15 protein-coding genes are annotated in these 18,520 nt (G+C 60.3%); 1 reads left to right on the plus strand and 14 read right to left on the minus strand.

The window, feature by feature from the left end; translation table 11 throughout:
• Nucleotides 1-6: 6 nt before the first annotated feature.
• Genes ACEN2T_RS12670 through ACEN2T_RS12720 form a run of 11 tightly spaced genes read right to left on the minus strand, consistent with a single transcriptional unit; the run spans nt 7 to nt 14,663 of the window.
• Entirely contained in the window at nt 7-2,616 is a 2,610-nt protein-coding gene (locus ACEN2T_RS12670) for an efflux RND transporter permease subunit (RefSeq protein WP_442116811.1), read from the minus strand.
• Between the two features lie 35 nt (nt 2,617-2,651).
• Nucleotides 2,652-3,482 (minus strand): outer membrane lipoprotein-sorting protein, encoded by an 831-nt coding sequence (locus tag ACEN2T_RS12675; RefSeq protein WP_032890933.1) that lies wholly within the window; start codon nt 3,480-3,482, stop codon nt 2,652-2,654.
• 49 nt (nt 3,483-3,531) lie between these two features.
• Nucleotides 3,532-4,815 (minus strand): DUF1302 family protein, encoded by a 1,284-nt coding sequence (locus tag ACEN2T_RS12680; protein WP_032890935.1) that lies wholly within the window; start codon nt 4,813-4,815, stop codon nt 3,532-3,534.
• Nucleotides 4,816-4,817: 2 nt separating this feature from the next.
• On the minus strand, nt 4,818-5,582 hold the full coding sequence (locus tag ACEN2T_RS12685) for an SDR family NAD(P)-dependent oxidoreductase (protein ID WP_095185758.1): 765 nt from the start codon (nt 5,580-5,582) through the stop codon (nt 4,818-4,820).
• On the minus strand, nt 5,579-6,316 hold the full coding sequence (locus ACEN2T_RS12690) for a 3-oxoacyl-ACP reductase family protein (RefSeq protein WP_032890939.1): 738 nt from the start codon (nt 6,314-6,316) through the stop codon (nt 5,579-5,581). The genes ACEN2T_RS12685 and ACEN2T_RS12690 overlap by 4 nt, the downstream gene beginning before the upstream one ends.
• A gap of 9 nt (nt 6,317-6,325) precedes the next feature.
• Nucleotides 6,326-9,193 carry an aminotransferase class III-fold pyridoxal phosphate-dependent enzyme gene (locus tag ACEN2T_RS12695; RefSeq protein WP_442116812.1) on the minus strand — a complete coding sequence of 956 codons (2,868 nt, stop codon included), beginning with the start codon at nt 9,191-9,193 and terminating at the stop codon, nt 6,326-6,328.
• A gap of 44 nt (nt 9,194-9,237) precedes the next feature.
• Entirely contained in the window at nt 9,238-10,455 is a 1,218-nt protein-coding gene (locus ACEN2T_RS12700) for a beta-ketoacyl synthase N-terminal-like domain-containing protein (RefSeq protein WP_122680766.1), read from the minus strand.
• Complete coding sequence (locus tag ACEN2T_RS12705) at nt 10,452-11,750, minus strand: beta-ketoacyl-[acyl-carrier-protein] synthase family protein (RefSeq protein WP_122763793.1); 1,299 nt, start codon at nt 11,748-11,750, stop codon at nt 10,452-10,454. The genes ACEN2T_RS12700 and ACEN2T_RS12705 overlap by 4 nt, the downstream gene beginning before the upstream one ends.
• A complete protein-coding gene (locus ACEN2T_RS12710) occupies nt 11,747-12,808 on the minus strand; it encodes a beta-ketoacyl synthase (protein ID WP_233896887.1) in 1,062 nt (353 codons plus the stop codon). The genes ACEN2T_RS12705 and ACEN2T_RS12710 overlap by 4 nt, the downstream gene beginning before the upstream one ends.
• Nucleotide 12,809: 1 nt before the next feature.
• The gene (locus ACEN2T_RS12715; RefSeq protein ID WP_122753123.1) at nt 12,810-14,084 is read right to left on the minus strand and encodes a beta-ketoacyl-[acyl-carrier-protein] synthase family protein; all 1,275 of its coding nucleotides are present in this window, start codon (nt 14,082-14,084) and stop codon (nt 12,810-12,812) included.
• A gap of 9 nt (nt 14,085-14,093) precedes the next feature.
• Nucleotides 14,094-14,663, minus strand: a complete 570-nt coding sequence (locus ACEN2T_RS12720) for an acyl carrier protein (RefSeq protein ID WP_032890945.1) — start codon at nt 14,661-14,663, stop codon at nt 14,094-14,096.
• Between the two features lie 325 nt (nt 14,664-14,988).
• Here ACEN2T_RS12720 and nadA point away from each other — a divergent pair, with 325 nt between their 5' ends.
• A complete protein-coding gene (nadA, locus tag ACEN2T_RS12725; RefSeq protein ID WP_032890946.1) occupies nt 14,989-16,047 on the plus strand; it encodes a quinolinate synthase NadA in 1,059 nt (352 codons plus the stop codon).
• Between the two features lie 138 nt (nt 16,048-16,185).
• On the opposite strand, the gene ACEN2T_RS12730 is transcribed toward nadA, so the two are convergent.
• The 3 genes from ACEN2T_RS12730 to gcvT all read right to left on the minus strand — a co-directional run bounded on the left by ACEN2T_RS12730 (nt 16,186) and on the right by gcvT (nt 18,498).
• Nucleotides 16,186-16,674, minus strand: a complete 489-nt coding sequence (locus tag ACEN2T_RS12730) for an RDD family protein (protein WP_032890948.1) — start codon at nt 16,672-16,674, stop codon at nt 16,186-16,188.
• 94 nt (nt 16,675-16,768) lie between these two features.
• Nucleotides 16,769-16,981: a cold-shock protein gene (locus ACEN2T_RS12735; RefSeq protein ID WP_014339904.1), complete on the minus strand. Its 213-nt coding sequence runs from the start codon at nt 16,979-16,981 to the stop codon at nt 16,769-16,771.
• A 392-nt stretch (nt 16,982-17,373) separates the two neighbouring features.
• Complete coding sequence (gcvT, locus tag ACEN2T_RS12740; protein ID WP_442116813.1) at nt 17,374-18,498, minus strand: glycine cleavage system aminomethyltransferase GcvT; 1,125 nt, start codon at nt 18,496-18,498, stop codon at nt 17,374-17,376.
• Between the last annotated feature and the right edge of the window lie 22 nt (nt 18,499-18,520).

The following is an 18,520-nucleotide window of genomic DNA, read 5'->3' on the forward strand; positions in this document are numbered from 1 at the left end:
CAGCGTTTATCCCAAAGCGCCCTGGCGTTCTGGGTGTTCGCGTTCATCTCCCCGTTGCTCGGGCACAATGGCTGCGAAGAACCACGGAGATATCAGCGTTACTAACAAAATGGTCATCACACCGCTGGAGAACAGAGCCAGCGCGACCAGCGTGCCCAAGTCAATGACTGGCTTGTAGGCGGAAAACAGCAGGGCCAGGAAACCTACGGAGAAAATCACCACGTTGACCACCGTCGAACGCCCGACACTGTGCATCGCCGTCAAAATCGCCTCGTCCACGTGGATACCTTCCTGGACCAGCAACTTGATACGCGACAGCAGGTGCACCGCGTAATCCACCACGCCCACTACAAGGAACGTTACCAGTGTCGTGCCAATGTTCAGCTCAATGTTCAGCAGGTACATAAAGCCGTACACCGTCACCGAGGTGGTCAGCAGCGTCAGCATGCCCAGAATCCCCAGCCGGACGGATTTCAACCAGAACATCATCATCAGCGTGACCACCAGCAGCGCGAGCGAGAAGCTCAGGACTTGGCCCTGGGTGATCTCCGCCAGGATGCCGGTCCAGATTTTCGGCGTACCGGCATGGGTCACCTGCAGGTTGGCCGGCTTGTTCACCAACAGCCAGGCGTCCAGGCGATCAAGCATGTCTTTGTAGTCGCTGGCCACCGAAGAGGTCATGGTGTAGAGCGTCAAGGCCTTGGAGTAGTCGGCATTGAGCACGTTCTGCAAGTCTGAGCCGCCGCCGTTCTCGAACATCATGATGTGTTGCTCGATCAGCGAGTTTCCGTCGACATCAAAGGTTTCCGCCTGCCCCTCATCGTTGACTGACGTCACCTGCTCCACGGCCTGCGGTACTCGCAGGTATTCGGGGTTCATGTCATTGAGCACAAGGTTCATGCGCTTGACGTAGGCCGCCACCGAATAGGTATAGCTGACGTTGGGCTGGGACTTGAGAAAGTGGTCGAGTTTGTCGAGGAACTGCACGGTCTCAGTGGTCAGCGCGCCACGCGGAGTCTTGGTATCGAACGCAATCCAGCCAGGTGAAGTGCCCGCGATCCGTGAGCGGTTGATGAACTCATCGGAAACACGCACCGGGCTGTCTTTCTTGAAGTAAGCGATGCCCGAGTCTTCGATATCGACCATGAAGGTAAACACCGTCATCAGCGCCAACATCGGCAAGCTGACCAACAGCACCGGTTTGCGCCAGCGGATCAGGCGGGCACAAAAAGCCACCAGGTAGCGCGAGATAATCGACTCTTTGTGTACGGTTTTACGCAACGGCTGGTCTTTACCCCAGATGGAAATCCACGCCGGAATCAACAGCAGCGAGATGATCAGCGCGGCCGTCAGCCCGATGGACATGAATACCCCGAAATTGCGGATGCTGACGATGTTGTTGGTGGTGGAGATCATGAACGTGGCGATGGTGGTCACGGTGGTCAACACGACCGGGACCACCATGCGGCGCATAGTCTCGCGGTTGGCCTCGCGGTACGTCTTGCCCGCATTGAGTTGCTCATAGTACTCAGCCATCACGTGTATCGCGTCGGCACAGCAGATCGTGAACAAAAATACCGGCAGCACACTGGTAAGCAGGTCGATGGGCACCTTCAACAATGCCATCAGCCCCAGCGTCCAGATCGTGCAGAAGAGGATATTGAACAGCGGCAGGAACACGCCCAAGGGCTTGCGGAAAAAGAACACCAGCATGGAGGTCACGAGCAGGAACACGATCGGAAACAGCAGCGCCAGGTCGTGATCGATGATCTCTTGTTGGGCGGCGATGAAGATCGGGGTTCCGGCGATGAACACTTCATCGGTGAACTGCGGATGTTTGCTCTGGTAGTCAGCGACGATCTGGCGAACCTGTTGGTACGCCCGCAGTTGCGCCTGAGCATCGTCTTGCTTGGTGCCTAACTCGGCCACCACCACCGCGACTTTCCTGTCAGGGGAAACCACTCCACCGACCATTTGCTCATTGCCCATGATCTGGGCTTCGACGAGTTGCGGGTCCATGTCCAAGGCGTGCAGTGTCTTGTGAATCCACAGTTCGCCGTCAGCGCTCAGGCTGATGTTTTCCAGGTCCGCCATCGAGGCCATTTCCTGGATCGGATTGATCCGTTCTGCCAGGAAGGCTAGAAACTGCTGATCGCGCTCCTCCCAGCCCTGGCTGCGGGCGTGATCGCGCAGGGCCTTGGCTTGGGCGTAATCGTTCTGGCTGAACCCATCGCCGAGGATATCGCTGGCCAACAGTTGGGCGCGACTGTCGCTTTCGTGTTTGCCGACAATGCGGCGCAACTCGACCTCATCGTCGGCATTGGCCAGCATCAGCCGGCGAAGGGCCTGGGAGATTTCGAACTGGGCGTTAAGCGACTGAGTGTTAAACACACTGTGCGCATTACTCTGGGCCACCATGACCGAGTCATAGGTGCCGGTGAACTCGTGTTGCAGTTCAATAATGGTTTTTCGCGCTGGATGGCTTTCCTTGAGCAAATAGGGATTGGTGTCCGACATCAGCGAGCCGAGGGCATAGGTGAAGTAGGCCGTGATCGCCACCAGCACAAATACAATCGTGCGCGCATAGCGCTCAACGAAGTTCAGGTATCGTTCCATAGTTCAATCGGTTCCACGAAAGGCAGGCGCAGTATTCAGCGAGCGGAGACGGCAAATTCAGGCAGGTCGCCAGTTTTGAGGCCGCGTTTGATCGCGGTCTGGTTGAACAGCCAGTCGTCCAGTTCGACGTTGTACTGCAACTGGTTGAACTTCAGTTGGGAGCGCGTGCCGGCGATGAAGTCTTCGGTTTCGCTGAGGGTGATGCTGTCGATCTGATCGACTGTCTCGACTTTCAGCGTCCGCATCTGCTTGAACATCACGCCTTTGACGTCGAAGAAATCCTGACGCATGACCAGCCTGTTCTGCTTGTCGATCCAGACCTTGAGTTGGTTGTAGCCGGTTTTGGCCAGGATCTGCGCAGACACCGGCGTGCGCTCGATGACGTAGCATTCACGCCCGTTGATGGTCTCTTCGCCTACCAGTGTCTGGCTGTAGTCATCGGCCCGGATCTTGTCCAAATCCGCGTAGGAGTAATCACTGCCCATGAATGCGCCACGCTTGTCGGTGGTCGAGATCCGGCGTGTTTGCCGGCTGACCGGCAGGTACATCCATTGGCTGTCCTCGGCACTCAGGGCTTCGTGGGGGTTTTCGATGTGGAAGGCGACGTTGCGGACATCGTTGGGGGCCGAGAAGTACATGGTGAACTTGTCACTGTCCGGGTAATCCTTTTGCAGGTAGCTGAACTCGCGCACCCGGCTGTTGCCTTGCTTGTCCAGCAGGATCAGCGAAACCTGCGACATGAAGCTCTTGCCGTCATTGCGGTCACGGGCCTGACGAATGATTTCGTCGGCGTTCGGGGCGGCCAGTGCCCCCATGCTGGTGAGCATCAGGAGGCTGGCGGTCAGGACCTTGAGGGGCGGCAACATAGAAATTTCCTTTTCTTGAAGTGGTTTTTTATTGAGGTCGGAACGGGGCTCAGAACAGATAACCCGCCGACACACGCAGTTGGTCGCGCTGGCTGTATTGGCCAAACGTGCGGTCTTCTTTGCCAAAAAACACATCCACCTCCAGCCCCAGCTTCAGCCAGTCCACGGGGGTGTACGTGAAGATGCCTTGCAGCAAGGCGTCGTCCTTGGCGGGAGGAGACATCGCCAGTACCAGGCGGGATTTGAGGCGGTCACGCAGGTGGGTGCCTTCGGCGGACAGCGTGAACAGCGGCTCGCGTTTGTCCTGCACCATGCCCTGCTGCCAGTCGAGCAATTGCTGCTCCTGCCATTGCACGGAGATCAGCCAGTTGCGCAGCAGGTAGTCCACGCCCAGCAAGGACTTGACCATCGGGCTCTGGCTGCTGCCGTGGTTACGGTACGGATTGGTGACGTGCCAGCGGTCGAAGTAGGCCACCTCACTGCGCACCACGATGCTGTGGCCGGCGTCGATCGCCAGGCCGGCACCGCCCATGCTGTAGCGGGGGAACTGGCGCTCCAGAACCACGCGCTGATCGTCAGCGATACCTTCGACGGCATACACCGGGTCTTGCTGGCGGGCGTTGAGGGCGACAAAGCTGGCGTCCACCGAACCGATCCTGCCGTTGGCGCTCATGCCATAGGAGAACCCCTTTTGCCCGCTGTAGTCCGGCTTTGAACCGACCAGGAACAGGTCCGGGTCCGGTACTGCGAACAACGGAGCGTCGAATTCGCTGCCTTGGGCCGGCGCCTGGTTTTTCAGGAAGTCGGTTATCCACAAGGCTTCTACTTCCCACTCGCCCACGGGTTGGGTCAAACGCACCATCGGCACCGCGATGCGGCTGTCTTCAAGCAAGGCCGTCACGCCTTCGCGGTAATCGATAGGGTTGACCTGGTCCAACACCCGCAACTCATCGGCGCGGCCCCAGACGACTTGCTGCCAACCCACGGTGACCTCACCGTCACCCAGGTAATGGCCCCAATACAGATGCCGCCAGTCGGCACTGAAACGGTAGTCATCCCGTGCCTCCTGGCTATAAGGGTTATGCCCGTCATAGCGCGCGTCGTAGCGTACCCGGCCTTTGGCCTTGTAGTAGCCGCTGTCCCAGTTGTCTTCCAGGTTGGCCTTGAAATACACCGCCTTCTGCGTGACCGGATCATCCCCGTGCAAGCGCAGGGCACTGGCCAATCCCACTTCCGCGTCGGCATGGGTCGGCAGCAGGTCCGCACCCGCCAGGCGTGGCGCCAGCGATATCAGGCCAAGCAACAGGCTGCGTGTGAGCAATGCTGTGTTCATGGCTACATCCCCAACCCGGCGCCGCCGTCGATCATTAGGCTCTGGGCCGTGACGCCGGAGGCCTCCGGGCTGACCAGGTAACGCACCATGGCGGCGACTTCGTCAGCCTGGATGAAACGGCGCAACGGCAGCTTTTTCTTGGCATTGCGCAGGATCTGCTCCTGACTGATTCCGGCAATACTGGCTTGAGTCGCCAATTCGCCTTGAAGCATTGGCGTATCAATCCAGGCTGGCAAAATCGCGTTCACGGTAATCCGGCGCGGTGCCAGGTCCAGCGCCAGTGCTTTTGTCATGCCGATAATGCCGTGCTTGGAGGCGCAGTAAGCGGTGTTTCGGACCTTGCCGATGCGGCCCAGGATCGACGACAAATTGATGATTCGCCCTCGGTCCGCCAGCAGTGGCAGGCACAGCGAAGTGACATAAAAGGTGCCGTTCAGATTGACCGAAATCACCTTGTGCCAGTTGTCCAAGTCCTCCGGTTCGTTCTCGTTGCAGACACCGGCGCTGTTGACCAGGACATCGATGTAACCGAGGCGCACCGACAGGTCGTTGAATAACGCTTGCACGCTCGCAAGGTCGGCGATATCGACGCCATGGGTTTCGATGCTTGCGGCAAATGCCCCGTTGCCGACCCAGCTTTGTAGCTGGGCCAAGTCACGGTCCACCAGGATCAGGCGATGGGCTTCGTCGGTGGCGAAGTGTTCCGCGACTGCACGGCCAATGCCGTTGGCGGCACCGGAAATCAAAAAAGTTCGAGATGCGCTCATGGCATTTTCAACCCGCCATTGACCGACAACACTTCGCCGGTCACATAGGTGGCGCGGTCGGCCAGGTACAGCACGGCCTCGGCGATATCCCCTGGCACGGCAAAGCGCTTGATCAGCAGACGCGACTGGACCTCCTGCTCGTGGGTTTCGAGCAAGGCGGCGGTCATGTCGGTGCTGACGATCCCCGGCGCCACCGCGTTGACGCGGATATTGCGCGGCGCCAACTCGACCGCCAGGGCACGTGTCAGCGCCTCCACACCTCCCTTGGCGGCGGCGTAGCTGCTTTGGCCTTTGCCAGGCTTTTGCGCCGCCACCGAACTCAGGTTGATGATGCAGCCTTGACGCTGGCGCATCATGCCGGGCACCACCTGTTGGCAGCAGAGCAGTGTGCCGATCAGGTTGGTCTGGATCACCTCGCTGATGGCCTCGACCGAGAGCGTTGCCAGCAAACCATCCCGAGTAATCCCGGCGTTGTTGACCAGCAGGTCGATGCGTTCGAAGTGTTGTTCAACCTGTTCGAAAAACGCCTTGATGCTGTGGGCGTCGCTGATGTCGCACTGCGCGGTAAGGCATTCGCCGCCCATCTTTTCGACTTCATCGCGCACCGCCAGGGCCGCCGCTTCGTCGCGCACGTAGTTGAATGCAACCCGGTAGCCGGCCTCGGCCAGTGCCAGGACAACCGCTTTGCCGATGCCGCGACTGCCTCCGGTGACTACCGCTGTTTTAGTGGTCATGGCCGTTCCTTAGAGTGAGTTGTGAGTCTTGAACTGCGCCAGGCCAAAGCCATGGATCGCCGCCAACGCACGAATCTGCTGCACTTGTTCGCGGCTGATGTCGCCGTAGGAGTAATGCTGGGTAATTCCCGCAAGCCCCATCAGCACCGACTCGGCCATGCAGGCATACAACTGGCCCTGTTTCAGGTAGGCCCGCACATTCGGCGCGAGCCCGTCGTCGAACGGCGTCTGGACAATGCCACCGTGCATGTACAGCACGTCGCTGCGCTGGGTGCCGATCGCTTGGTCAACGTTCAGCGGCACGGCGATGTCGCAGATCACGCTGTGTTCGGCGAAATGCCCAGCGTCGAGAAACGGCTGCGCTGCGTTTGCCGCACACAGCACGATGCGTGCGCGCTTGAGGGCTTGCAGGTCATCGGTGACGGTAATGAAGGCGTTGGCCCCCAGGCGTTCTTGCACCAGGCGCGAGACCTGCAGGCCCAACTGCGAGCTGCTGCCGAAGTCCTTTAGCAGCGCGTGAATGCCGTCGATGTCGAGCAGGCGCTGCGCCAGCAAGTCGTCGCTGGCCGTGCCCTTGAGAATCGAGCGAGCCGCGTCGGCGTAAATCAGATGGGCGGTTTTTTCCAGACGGCGCAGCGAGCCATCGCGGCCGCTGCCAATCAGGATCACGTGGTCGACAGCGGCTGACAGCAGCGACGCATAGGTCGACGCCACGTTACCGGCGGCGCCGACCACGGCTGCCGTTTGTGCGTGCAACTCAAGCCCCTGTTGTTTGCAGCCTTGCTCGATGGCCTCAAGGCCCATGCCGATGGTCAAGGCGTTACCGGACGTCAGCGCCATGTCCGGAATTTTCAGGGCCTGGCAGTTGTTGGTCACGATGGAGGTGTACATCCCCAACCCGGCAACGCGGTAGCCATCGGCGCGTGCGTCCAGGATGCGATTGCCGACTTCTTTGCGAATCACGTCGAGATCGCCGCTGATGATGTAGTCCGCCATGGCGTTGGAGTCCATGCACAGTGGGTACAACGTGAACTCCACGGCCATGCCCAGCTTCGAGCGGATCACCACCGGGCCCACGGGGGCCGCCCGGCGTTCCGGTGCGGTGCGTTGCATGAACACACATTTTTGTTCGGTGCTCAGTTGGCCGAGTGAGGGATCGACATCACCGAGGATGTCGGCATCGATCAAGTGATTGATAAAGGCCACGCGGGCGACGATGGGGGTGTCCTGCGGGGCGTTAGGCAGGGCGTTGACCTGGAAGCCGGTGTCGCGCGGCGCGACCGCCGGGATCAGGTCATTGCAAATGGTAGCGGCCAACGGGAACGCATCTCCGCGTTGCAGCATGTCGCAGACCTTTTGCAGGGCTTTGATCAGCCCGTCGATCTCGGCGAATGTGATGCAGGCGGGCGGCTCCAGGCGGATCACATTGGAGTTGCTGCCCGAAGGCGCCACGCGCAGGGCTTCAAACTGCAACAGGTAGCCGGCAATCAGGTAACCCAAGGCGTCGTTGTACTGGGCTGAAGCCTGCACCAGCGAGCTGTTGGTGCTTTGGTCGTGCAGCTCAAAGCCCAGCAACAGGCCGCGGCCCCGCACATCGGCGATCACCCCTGGGTAGGCCGCCTTGAGCTCAAGCAGTGAGGCCTTTAGGTATTCGCCCTTGGTGTGCACGTCCTTGAGCATCGCTTGGTCATCGGCAAACAGACGATTGAGCGCCGAGAGGGCGATGTGGCAGGAGGCATCGTCTTCGGCGAAGGTCGAGCTGTGGATATAGCTGAAGTCTTTTTCATAGTGGCTGCTGCGAATCACGGTGGCCGCGATCTTCATCAGGCCACCGCCCAGCGCTTTGGACAGGCAGTAGTAATCGCCTTGCAGATTGAAATGACTGCTGGCCAGGAAGGTGCCGGTCCGTCCGAAGCCCGACTGCACCTCGTCGATAATCAACGGGCACTGCTGCTCGTTACACAGGCGACGCAACGCCCGGTAAAAATCAGTCGAGAATTCGATGATGCCGCCTTCGCCCTGGATCGGCTCCATCAGTACGGCGGTGATCGCGCTGAACGCATCGCGCTTGACCAGCAGTTGATCCCCGCTCCATTGCAGGCTCAGCCAATGTCGGGTGTGGCGCGCGGGCAGCTCCTGGAGTTGATGGGGTTGCTGGGGCTCAATGAACTCCACGTTCAGGCCGAAACGCGCGAACGGCTGGCGATACTGGCGGCCGTACGTCAGTTGCACAGTGTTGACCAGTTTGCCGTGAAAACTGCCGCGCAAAGCGACAAAGACCGGCTCGACATGCAATTCGGCGAGGTTGTGCTGGCGCACCGCTTCAACCACCTGGCGCACCGTGGCCGTGTTCAGGTGCGCGGGCAGCAGGCCTGCCGGCAAGTCGAGGTCAGCGACATCCACTTCGCGGTAGGCGCGGTCGCTGGAGGTCAATTGAGCCAGGGTAAAGTCGAGTTCGTCGAACTGGCGTTGCAGGTTTTTCTGACGACGAAACTCGGCATGCTTGACGGCAATTTCGACCGCTTCGGCACCACTGTTGGAAAAGGTCGAAATGTATTGTTCGTTGTTCTTCAGCTCGCGATTGAAGGCTTCGCTCAACGCGCGCGCTAGGGCTCCGGCCGTGCCGCGGATCGACATCTGGGCGTTAAAGGGCACGTCATTGCGCAACAGTGTGCAGAGCTGTTCGACAAACTGCGGGTCGTTGTGACCAAACAACGCCGCGCCATAGCCACCGAGAAAATCCGTCACGGTGACCTCGTCACCCTTGCGGTTGCGGTAGAACAATTGACTGCCCAGTGCGCGTTTGAACTCACACTCAAGCCCCAGGGCCTGGAGCAGATCTACAAACTTTGGGCGAACAAAATCACGGTAATCCATCACATCCATGTCCTATAAAAGAGGAGGGTGTTGTACAAAAAACGTCAGGCGTTATTGGCCTGCTCGCTGTACTTCAATTGGTAACAAGCGCTGAAACCGTTGTCGTCGCGGTTGAGCACCAGGCAATCGGTGAGCGTCGTTGAATAGGGAGCGCCCATCACAAAGGGCAGGTGCGCGGCCACGGGTTGGCTTAGCCCGGCAATTGGTGGCACGCGCTGGGCGAGCAGGGCGCAGCGGGCCAGGATCAGGTCTGCCAGGCTGGGAGCCGCACTGAGCAGGCCGGTCACCGGCACGCCACTGGTGATGTGGGCGCCGCCGGTGCGGCCCAGTACGTGGCTCAATTGCCGATCTTTGTCGGGCGTGCCGGTGCCAGTGCACACCAGCAGATCGGTTGGCTGGTCTGGCAGGTTCAGTGCCTCGATAGAGACATGGGCGGTCATTGTTTGCAGGCAGACCTGGGGTTCATCCCCCAGATCCTCGCGACGGCGCAACACCAGGGCTGCCGCGCCTTCACCCGCGATACCGCCCGTGCCTTGCGCGTCGAAAGCTCGCAGGGTCTCCGAGCCGTCCGCACTGATGGTGCCGGCCTGTACCAAGGCGCTGAGTGCCAGGGCATCGAGTTCGCTGCCCGCACCGACAATGATCGCGACATCAATGCGCCCGCTCTGCAACGCGGCACAGGCTTCACGCAAGGCTGCCAGGTTGCCGGAGACGCCCTGCATGTAGGCGTTGCATTCACACTCCAGCTTGAGCGCCAGGCTGGTCACGCCCAGCAGGATATTGCTCAGGCCCTTGAGCACCAGGAACGGATCCTGCGCCCGCTCCTGCAAAATACGTCGGGCCAGCAGGTGCATGTCTGCCCCTTCGCCCTGGCGGCATTCGTGGAGCAATTCGCCGTAGGACGCCAGAGAAGGATGGGTGTATCCACCCTGGCAGCAATAGAGCCCATAGGTCAGGCCGTCTGCACCGGGTGTCAGGTCCGCATCGGCCAGTGCCTGACGAACCGCACTGACACCCCAGATGACGGCGGGCGTGCAGTAGCGTTGCAGGTTCTGCGCGAGGTCCTGACGACTGCGTTGATGATCGTCATAGTGGATCTGGCCAAAGGCCGTGACCCGCTCGCTATGAAACTGCAAGGAGCGCAATGGCTTGATCCCGCTGCGCGACTCGCAGGCCGCAGTCCAGAACGCGTCCACGCCCCATCCGCTGGCCAGGACACAGCCGCTGCCGGCGATAGCGATGGGTGTTTGTGCGGCACTCATTGTGCGTGCTCCTGGTATTTGCCCAGCACCAGGCAGGTATTGAGCCCACCGAAGCCGAATGAATTGCTCAGCGCCACGTCAACTCGGCGGTTGACCGTCTGATGGGCGCAGTAGTCCAGATCACAGTCGTCGGCGGCGCTGTGCAGGTTGAGGGTCGGGGTAATCCGGTCGTGCTGGCAGGCCAGTGCGGTGACGATGAACTCGGGTGCGCCAGCGGCCGCGATCAAGTGCCCGAACTGGGACTTGTTGGCGCTGATTGCCAGCCGTCTATAGTGCTCGTCCTGGGCGAATACCGACTTGATGGCCAGGGTTTCGGCGGCATCGTTGAGCGGGGTGGACGTGCCGTGAGCGTTGATCAGGTCCACCTGTTGCGGGCGGATGCCGGCATCGTGCAAGGCGGTCTGCATCGCCAGGGCGGCGCCTCGCCCTTGCGGGTCGGGTGCGGTGACCTTGTAGCCGTCCAGGCTGCTGCCAAACCCCAGCACTTCGGCATAGGGCACGGCGCCACGGGCAAGGGCGCTCTCCAGGGTTTCGAGCACTACAAAACCACCGCCTTCTCCAGCAACCAGGCCGCTGCGATGGCGATCGAATGGACGGCAAAGCCCTTCGCCCCAGCGTTGCTCGCTGCTGGCTGCGCCCAACAGGTAAAGCGCGGTCATGGTGTCCAGGCTCAACACCGAGTCGGCCCCGCCGGCGACAGCGACGTCGACTTCACCCCGGCGGATCATCTGGAAGGCATTCCCGATGGCCTGGGACGCCCCGGCGCAGGCGCTGCTGATGTTGATCACCGGGCCTTCGCAACCGCTGTCGTCAGCGATCACCCTGGCCAGCCGGTCGTTGCTCTGGCACAGCGAGTGGGCCGCACTGACCTGATCAGCCTTGGCCATCAAGTGGCGCCATGCAGGGCAAGCCTGCTGCTCGCCGGACACGGTCAGCAGCATGTCCTGAATGTTGTGGGCCGGTGCGCCGGACGCGCACAGTACGGCCGCATCGCGAAGTTGTGCGGCGCTCAGGCCGCTGTCGGTGATCGCTTGGCTGGCCGCCACCCAACCCAACTGGCTGCGTTTTTCCAGGGGCATCTGCCAGGCGCGATGGCCTTTCAAGTAGTCCGGCAGTTGGCGGGTGTCTACTGGCGCGGCGTAACGCACCGGGAAGCTACCGTCGGCCACGCCTTCGGGTTGCCATGGGCGGATGCAGTGCTCACCGCGCAGCATCTGCGCCCACATTGATTGCCACTCGAAACCGAAACCGGTCACGGCACCCAGGCCGGTTATCACAATCCTTGGTGGGCTCATGCCTGTTTCTCCATGGCTTCTTTGGCCAGTAATACGGCGCCCCAATGGCCCGCACGGCTGTGATTGAGCAGCAATGTGTACCCATCGCGCTGGTCGTGAAGGGTCAGGGCGATTTCAGTCAACAGGGCGCTTGCTCCCAGGTCGCCGGTCATGGGCCGGGAGCTGTGAAGCGTCGCCTGGGTGTCTGCGAGCAGAAGCGGCAGGAAGGGGGTGTCCGGCGCGGCGACGACATGTGCTACGTCGCGCAAACCTACTTTCTCTCGGCTTAATGCTTGTTGGATGACCTTGTGCGCCACGGCGTTCGAGCGTTCGGGGCAAGCACTGTAACCACGGGCGAACCCGGCGATGCGCAAGGCGCCGTGGGTTGGCGTGCACGACGTCAGCAACAGGCACGCTGCGCCTTCCCCATAACGATCCGGCGCCGGGAGTGCAGGCTGTTCGGTGCTGTCGCGCAGGTACAGCGCAGGCGAGAGGTTCGGGCTACTGCTGACCACAACCCCGGCGTCGGCCCGGCCACCGGCGATGTGTTCGAACGCCTCAATCAGCGCATCGACTCCCGCATTTCCCTGTGAGCAGAAACCGCCCATCGGGCCACGGCAGTGCAGCGCCTCGGCTACATAGGCCATGACGCTGCTGTTGAGCATCATCAGTGCGTGCAGCGGCGGGGTATAAGCGAAGAGTTGTGCGAGCAGTGCGTCCGGTTGTTCGGCGATGGCCTGCACGGCTTCCCAGCAGGAACTGGGGCCGTCCACTTCCGGAATGGCGGCCATCAGCGCCACGCGCTCGCCAGGCAGGTGCAAGTCATTCAACGCGCCGGCAAGCTGCCCGGCGCAATACAGCAAACGGGCGCCCTGAGGTTCGACGCTGCGTTGAATCTTGCGGTCGAACACCGTGGTGGGCAGTCGCGGTACGGTCACGGGATAGGCCAGGTGGTCCGGGGCAAAATCCAACGGCTGGGCGGCCCGCACCGGGCCATGTAAATCGGCGCACTCAGTGCCTGCGTGGTTGAACACCGACGCAGCGATCAAGTAGACGGGTTTTGTCTGGAGGCTGTTCATTTCATGCATTTCCCAACACCAGCGAACTGTTGACGCCGCCGAAACCGAACGAATTGGACAGCACTACCTTGATGGGCTGTTGCTGGGCTTCGGTCAGGAAGTTCAACTCAGGGAACTCGGCATTTGCCGGGTCATAGTTAAGGGTGGGGAGCAGCACGCCTTGCTGCAGACTCATCAGTGACAGCACCGCCTCAATGGCGCCGCTGGCCGCCAGGGAGTGGCCAATGGCCGATTTGTTGGCGGTGAATGTCATCGTGCTCACGGCGGTGCCGAATACCCGCTCAATCGCCAGGGCTTCACTGCGATCGTTGGCCTGGGTCGAGGTGCCATGGGTATTGACGTGATCGACGGCGTCGCAGTCCAAGCCGGCATTCGCGATGGCGGCTTGCATGCAGTGGGCGTAATGGCTGCCATCGCGGCTGCTGGAGGTGATTTTCTGCGCTTCGCAATAGTTGGCGTAACCCAGGACGCGGCCGATCGGGGTGGCCTTGCGTCGTTCGGCATGTTCCCTGGACTCCAGCACGATCATTGCCGCGCCTTCGCCGAGGACGAAACCGCAGCGGTCGTTCATGAACGGGCGGCTCTGTTGTTCGGCAGTGAGGTCGGCCCGCTGGCAAATGGCACCGAGGCCGTCGAAGCTGTAATAGGACAGTTCATGGGCCATCAACTCAACGGCGCCACAGATGGCCAAGTCGATCTCGCCGCGCTCAATGGCGCGAAACGCACTGCCGATCGCCATGGTGCCGGCCGCGCAGGCATCGGAATGGGTGCTGATATGGTCGCGAATGCCGAGCAGCTTGGCGATGTGCCAAGTCTGCTGATCAATCCGTCGAGCAAACGGACCGCCCGCCAGTGTGTGCTGATCCAAGTAGCGATCAAGGTCGACGCTGCCGGCGTCGTCCATATAGCGGCTGGCCTCTTGCAGGTCACGGCTCACGCAATGCTTGTTGGCGCCGAGGAACACACCGCTGGCCGCACGGGAGAAGTCCGCGGGAACCAGGCCGGCCTGCTGGAGCGCTTGCCTGGCAACAAACTCGGCGAGCAGGCACTGACGGGGCAGTGGCGTGGCGCCCACCGCAACCTGAGCGCCAATGGCGTGCCACTGATCGTGATCGATATAACCTGCGGCGTTTACCGCAAAACCCAGCTCGGCAAACACCGGGTGTTGACGAATGCACGACCGCTTGGAGCTGATCTGCGAAAACAACGTTGCAGCGTCCAGTACCGTGGGCGCTACCAGCCCATAGCCTGTGACTAAAACCTCTCGCGGCCCCATGAAAAACTCCTAGGCCGTTTCTGGCAAACGGGACGCGGCAAACTGCTCTACCAGTTGGCGAGAAATTTCGTCGCCTTCCAGCGGCGTCAGTCGCGCACTGCAACCGCCGCACACCACTTGGCGACGCTCATTGAGACGTGCCTGCTCGGCGTTGCACTCAGGGCAGGTGGCGGGTAAGTGGTCAAACATCCGGTAGCACTGTTCGGCCCAATTGCGCACGGTCGTGGCCGCGAACACATCTGCCGGCTGCATGCCTGGACGCAATTGGCCGGGCGCAAATGCGCTCAGGCTTTGCTCCAGAAGGTCCACGCCGGACTGGGTGATACGGCCTTTTTCGACCAGCTCGCTCACGTCGCCAAACACCGCAACCGCATGGTCTAGCACGCTGGTCTTGGGCAATGTGCAGCCGTAATGGCGACCCAGCTGAAAACTTAGGTCGACGATATCCAGGGAGTCGGCATTGAGGTCCTCGACGATGCTGCTGTGTTCGTTCACCTCTGTGAGGTCCATCACCAACAGCTGCGCGAGGATTTCGCGGGTAGTGGTAATGACGCTGTTCAAGTCCAATGGATTGTTCATCGGCTATCTCCCTATAACGCGTGAATGGGGGGCTAAGCAGTGGCGCTGAGGGGCCATTTGCTTGAGGTGATGTGTGAAGGCGGCGCAGCGTAAACCCTCCCCTGAGGGGGAGAGTCAATGTGCCATTACCCTTTTTTGTCGGACAATCGAACGCGTCAAAAGCCAGATTAGGCTTTTGAATCCATTCGATATTCTGTAGCCTTGCGCAGCTTCACTTTTAGCCGTGCTTGATGAACACAATCACTTCGTCCGGCGGCGCCCGAAGGGCTCCAGAGCCGGTGGTACACTCGACTTTCGCGCTACTGCGCCTGCAGGTCTTGCGAACATGACGCAGATATCTGAACGCCTACTGGTTCAAGCCCACCTCGACGCCAAGCAGCCCAAGGCCCTCAGCGCCGATGAAGAGGCGAGCCTGCGTGCCGCCATCGCCGCCGAGCTGAAAGCTCAGGACGCGGTATTGGTTGCCCACTTTTATTGCGATCCGGTGATCCAGGCCCTGGCCGAAGAAACCGGCGGCTGCGTCTCCGACTCCCTGGAAATGGCCCGCTTCGGCGCCGCCCACCCGGCCAAGACTGTACTGGTCGCCGGTGTGCGTTTCATGGGCGAGACCGCCAAGATCCTCACCCCCGAAAAACGCATCCTCATGCCAACCCTGGAAGCCACGTGCTCCCTGGACCTTGGTTGCCCGGTCGATGAATTTTCGGCGTTCTGCGACCAGCATCCCGAGCGCACGGTGGTGGTGTATGCCAACACCTCGGCGGCGGTCAAAGCCCGAGCCGATTGGGTGGTGACCTCCAGCTGCGCGCTGGAAATCGTCGAAAGCCTTATGGACAACGGCGAGACCATCATCTGGGGACCGGACAAGCACCTGGGCACTTACATCCAGCGTCAGACCGGTGCCGACATGCTGCTGTGGGACGGTGCTTGCATCGTCCACGAAGAGTTCAAGTCAAAGCAGCTCGAAGACATGAAGGCGCTATACCCGGATGCAGCGATCCTGGTGCATCCGGAATCGCCGACCGCGGTGATCGAACTGGCGGATGCCGTAGGTTCTACTAGCCAACTGATCGCTGCGGCGCAACGACTGCCGAACAAAACCTTTATCGTCGCCACCGACCGCGGCATCTTCTACAAGATGCAGCAGCTGTGCCCGGACAAGGTTTTCGTTGAAGCGCCCACGGCCGGTAACGGCGCGGCGTGCCGCAGTTGCGCGCATTGCCCGTGGATGGCGATGAACACGCTGGAGCGCACGTTGCAGTGCCTGCGTGAGGGCAGCAATGAGATTTTCGTCGAGCCGTCGGTGATTCCTCACGCTGTTCGACCGCTCAAGCGCATGCTGGATTTCACCCAGGCGGCGCGCCTGAAGCTGGCGGGCAACGCCTGAACCGAGGCAAGCTCGGTTAAAAATGTGAGAGGGGGCTTGCCCCCGATGACGGTGTATCAGCCAATAGAAATATTGAATGTAGAGCCGCTATCGGGGGCAAGCCCCCTCCCACATGTAGATCTTTAATTAAGAAGGGTTTTATTTCTTTTGCTTCGGGATGCGCACTAACTGGGTGTCCGAATAGATGTCATGCCAGCCGCGTTTCTGTTTATCGAACAACGCCCAGATAAACCCCAGCCCCACGCACAACCAAGACGCAATCGACACCACAAAGCGCAACAGCGCCTGCCACAGGCTGATGCGCGAGCCATCGGCGTTCTGCACGCGCACGCCCCACACCTGCATGCCCAGGGTCTGCCCGGAATGGGTCCAGAACTTGGCGAAGAAACCGAACAGCACAAAGAACAGAATCGTCGACAGCAGCGGGTCGCCGTCCAGGGCACCGGATTCGGTGAGGGTGCGCATCCTGGCTTCGCCTAGAAATGCCATCCACACCAGCTTGTAGATAAATGCGGTGACGATCAGCAGGGCGGTGCACAACAGGAAGTCATAGAACATCGCTGCCAGGCGACGGCCCAGGCCAACGGCGGGGAATTCGCCTTGGGGGCTCAGCAGGGGTTTGGACATGGCAGGATTCTCTGAGGAAAAAACGCATTTTACGGAATCGCGTCCATAAAAAAGCCCCTGATGTCATATCAGGGGCTTTTTGTCGCAGTAAGGATCAACCTTCTGCTTGTACTTCGTCAGCCTGCATGCCTTTTTGGCCCTGCACCGCAACGAATGTCACTTTCTGGCCTTCTTTGAGGCTCTTGAACCCGTTGCCCTGAATAGCGCGGAAATGCACGAACAGATCCGGACCGCTTTCTGGAGTGATAAAACCAAACCCTTTTTCGTCGTTAAACCACTTGACGGTACCGCTCTGACGATCAGCCATTTTCTTATTTCCTTGACGCTATAAATTAATGACAGCCCCTTTCACATGAAAGAGTACTGGGCTGGGTTGCAGGAAAGTAAGAGACGTCGAACGGGTTGTAGCACAACTACTTCAGCTACTGCCCAGGTCCAGGTTCCAAGCGACCCATGCAAACACAGTGGGCAAACTCTACGCCAACTAATAGAGAAAAAACAAGCCCTGCAAAACTCCATGTTTTGCTCGGCCGCATGACACTTCGTTGAATAATGTAGAGCGGACTTATTCGATAGATTCGCTCACTTGTTATAGCTGTACACCTATAACAATAACTATCGTGAATGCACTGTTTTATGGCGGTTGCGTTACAGATTAGTGCACGTTAACGCAACCGCGTTACTTATAGGAACAGTCAATCAACCACGATAGTAACGCTGTGGCACGAATGGCATTTTACTTACACGAAGCGGCACCTTTTTCCCACGCACCAACGCAGCGACTTCGGTATCCAGTGCAATGAATGCGCTGTCCAGGTAACCCATGGCCAAAGGGCCGCCGAGGCTTGGGCCAAAGCCGCCGCTGCAGACGCTGCCGATCACAGTGCCGTGCTCATCGACAATTTCTGCCCCTTCGCGCACCGGAGTGCGTTCCTGGGGTAACAGGCCGACGCGTTTGCGGCTTACACCGGTCTGCTGCTGGGTGAAGATTCGGTCGGCACCCGGGAAGCCGCCGGCGCGTGCGCCATCGGCACGGCGGGCCTTGGAGATGGCCCACAGCAGGCTGGCTTCAATGGGCGTGGTTTCGGTGTTCATGTCGTGGCCGTACAGGCACAGGCCGGCTTCCAGGCGCAGGGAGTCGCGGGCGCCCAGGCCGATGGCCTGTACTTCGCTCTCGGCCAACAGGCTGCGCGCAAGGCTTTCGGCATTGGCCGCAGGCACGGAGATTTCAAAGCCGTCTTCACCGGTATAACCGGAGCGGCTGACGTAGCAGTCCACACCCAGCAGGCGCAGGGAAGCGAACTGCATAAAGGTCATCTTGGTCACTTCCGGCGCCAGGCGCGCCAGCACCTTCACCGCTGCGGGGCCTTGCAGGGCGAGCAGGGCGCGTTCTTCGAACAGCGGCTCGATGGTGCACTGATCACCAATGTGTTTGCGCAGGTGCGCCAGGTCCTGGTACTTGCAGGCGGCGTTGACCACCAGGAACAGTTCGTCGTTGCCCAGGTTGGCGACCATCAGGTCATCCAGGATGCCGCCTTGCTCGTTGGTGAACATTGCGTAGCGCTGCATACCTACGGGCAGGTCGATGATGTCCACGGGCACCAGGGTTTCCAGGGCCTTGGCGGCATTGGCGCCGGTCAGGCGGATCTGGCCCATGTGGGACACGTCAAATAACCCGGCGTGTTCACGGGTGTGCAGGTGTTCCTTCATCACACCCAGTGGATATTGCACCGGCATGTCATAGCCGGCGAAGGGCACCATGCGTGCGCCCAGTTCGATGTGCAGGGCGTGCAATGGGGTTTTCAACAGGGTTTCGGTGGACATATTCAGCTCCTGAAAAACGTGC

The organism is Pseudomonas sp. W22_MBD1_FP4, from assembly GCF_052113765.1.
Taxonomy (GTDB): Bacteria; Pseudomonadota; Gammaproteobacteria; order Pseudomonadales; family Pseudomonadaceae; genus Aquipseudomonas; species Aquipseudomonas sivasensis.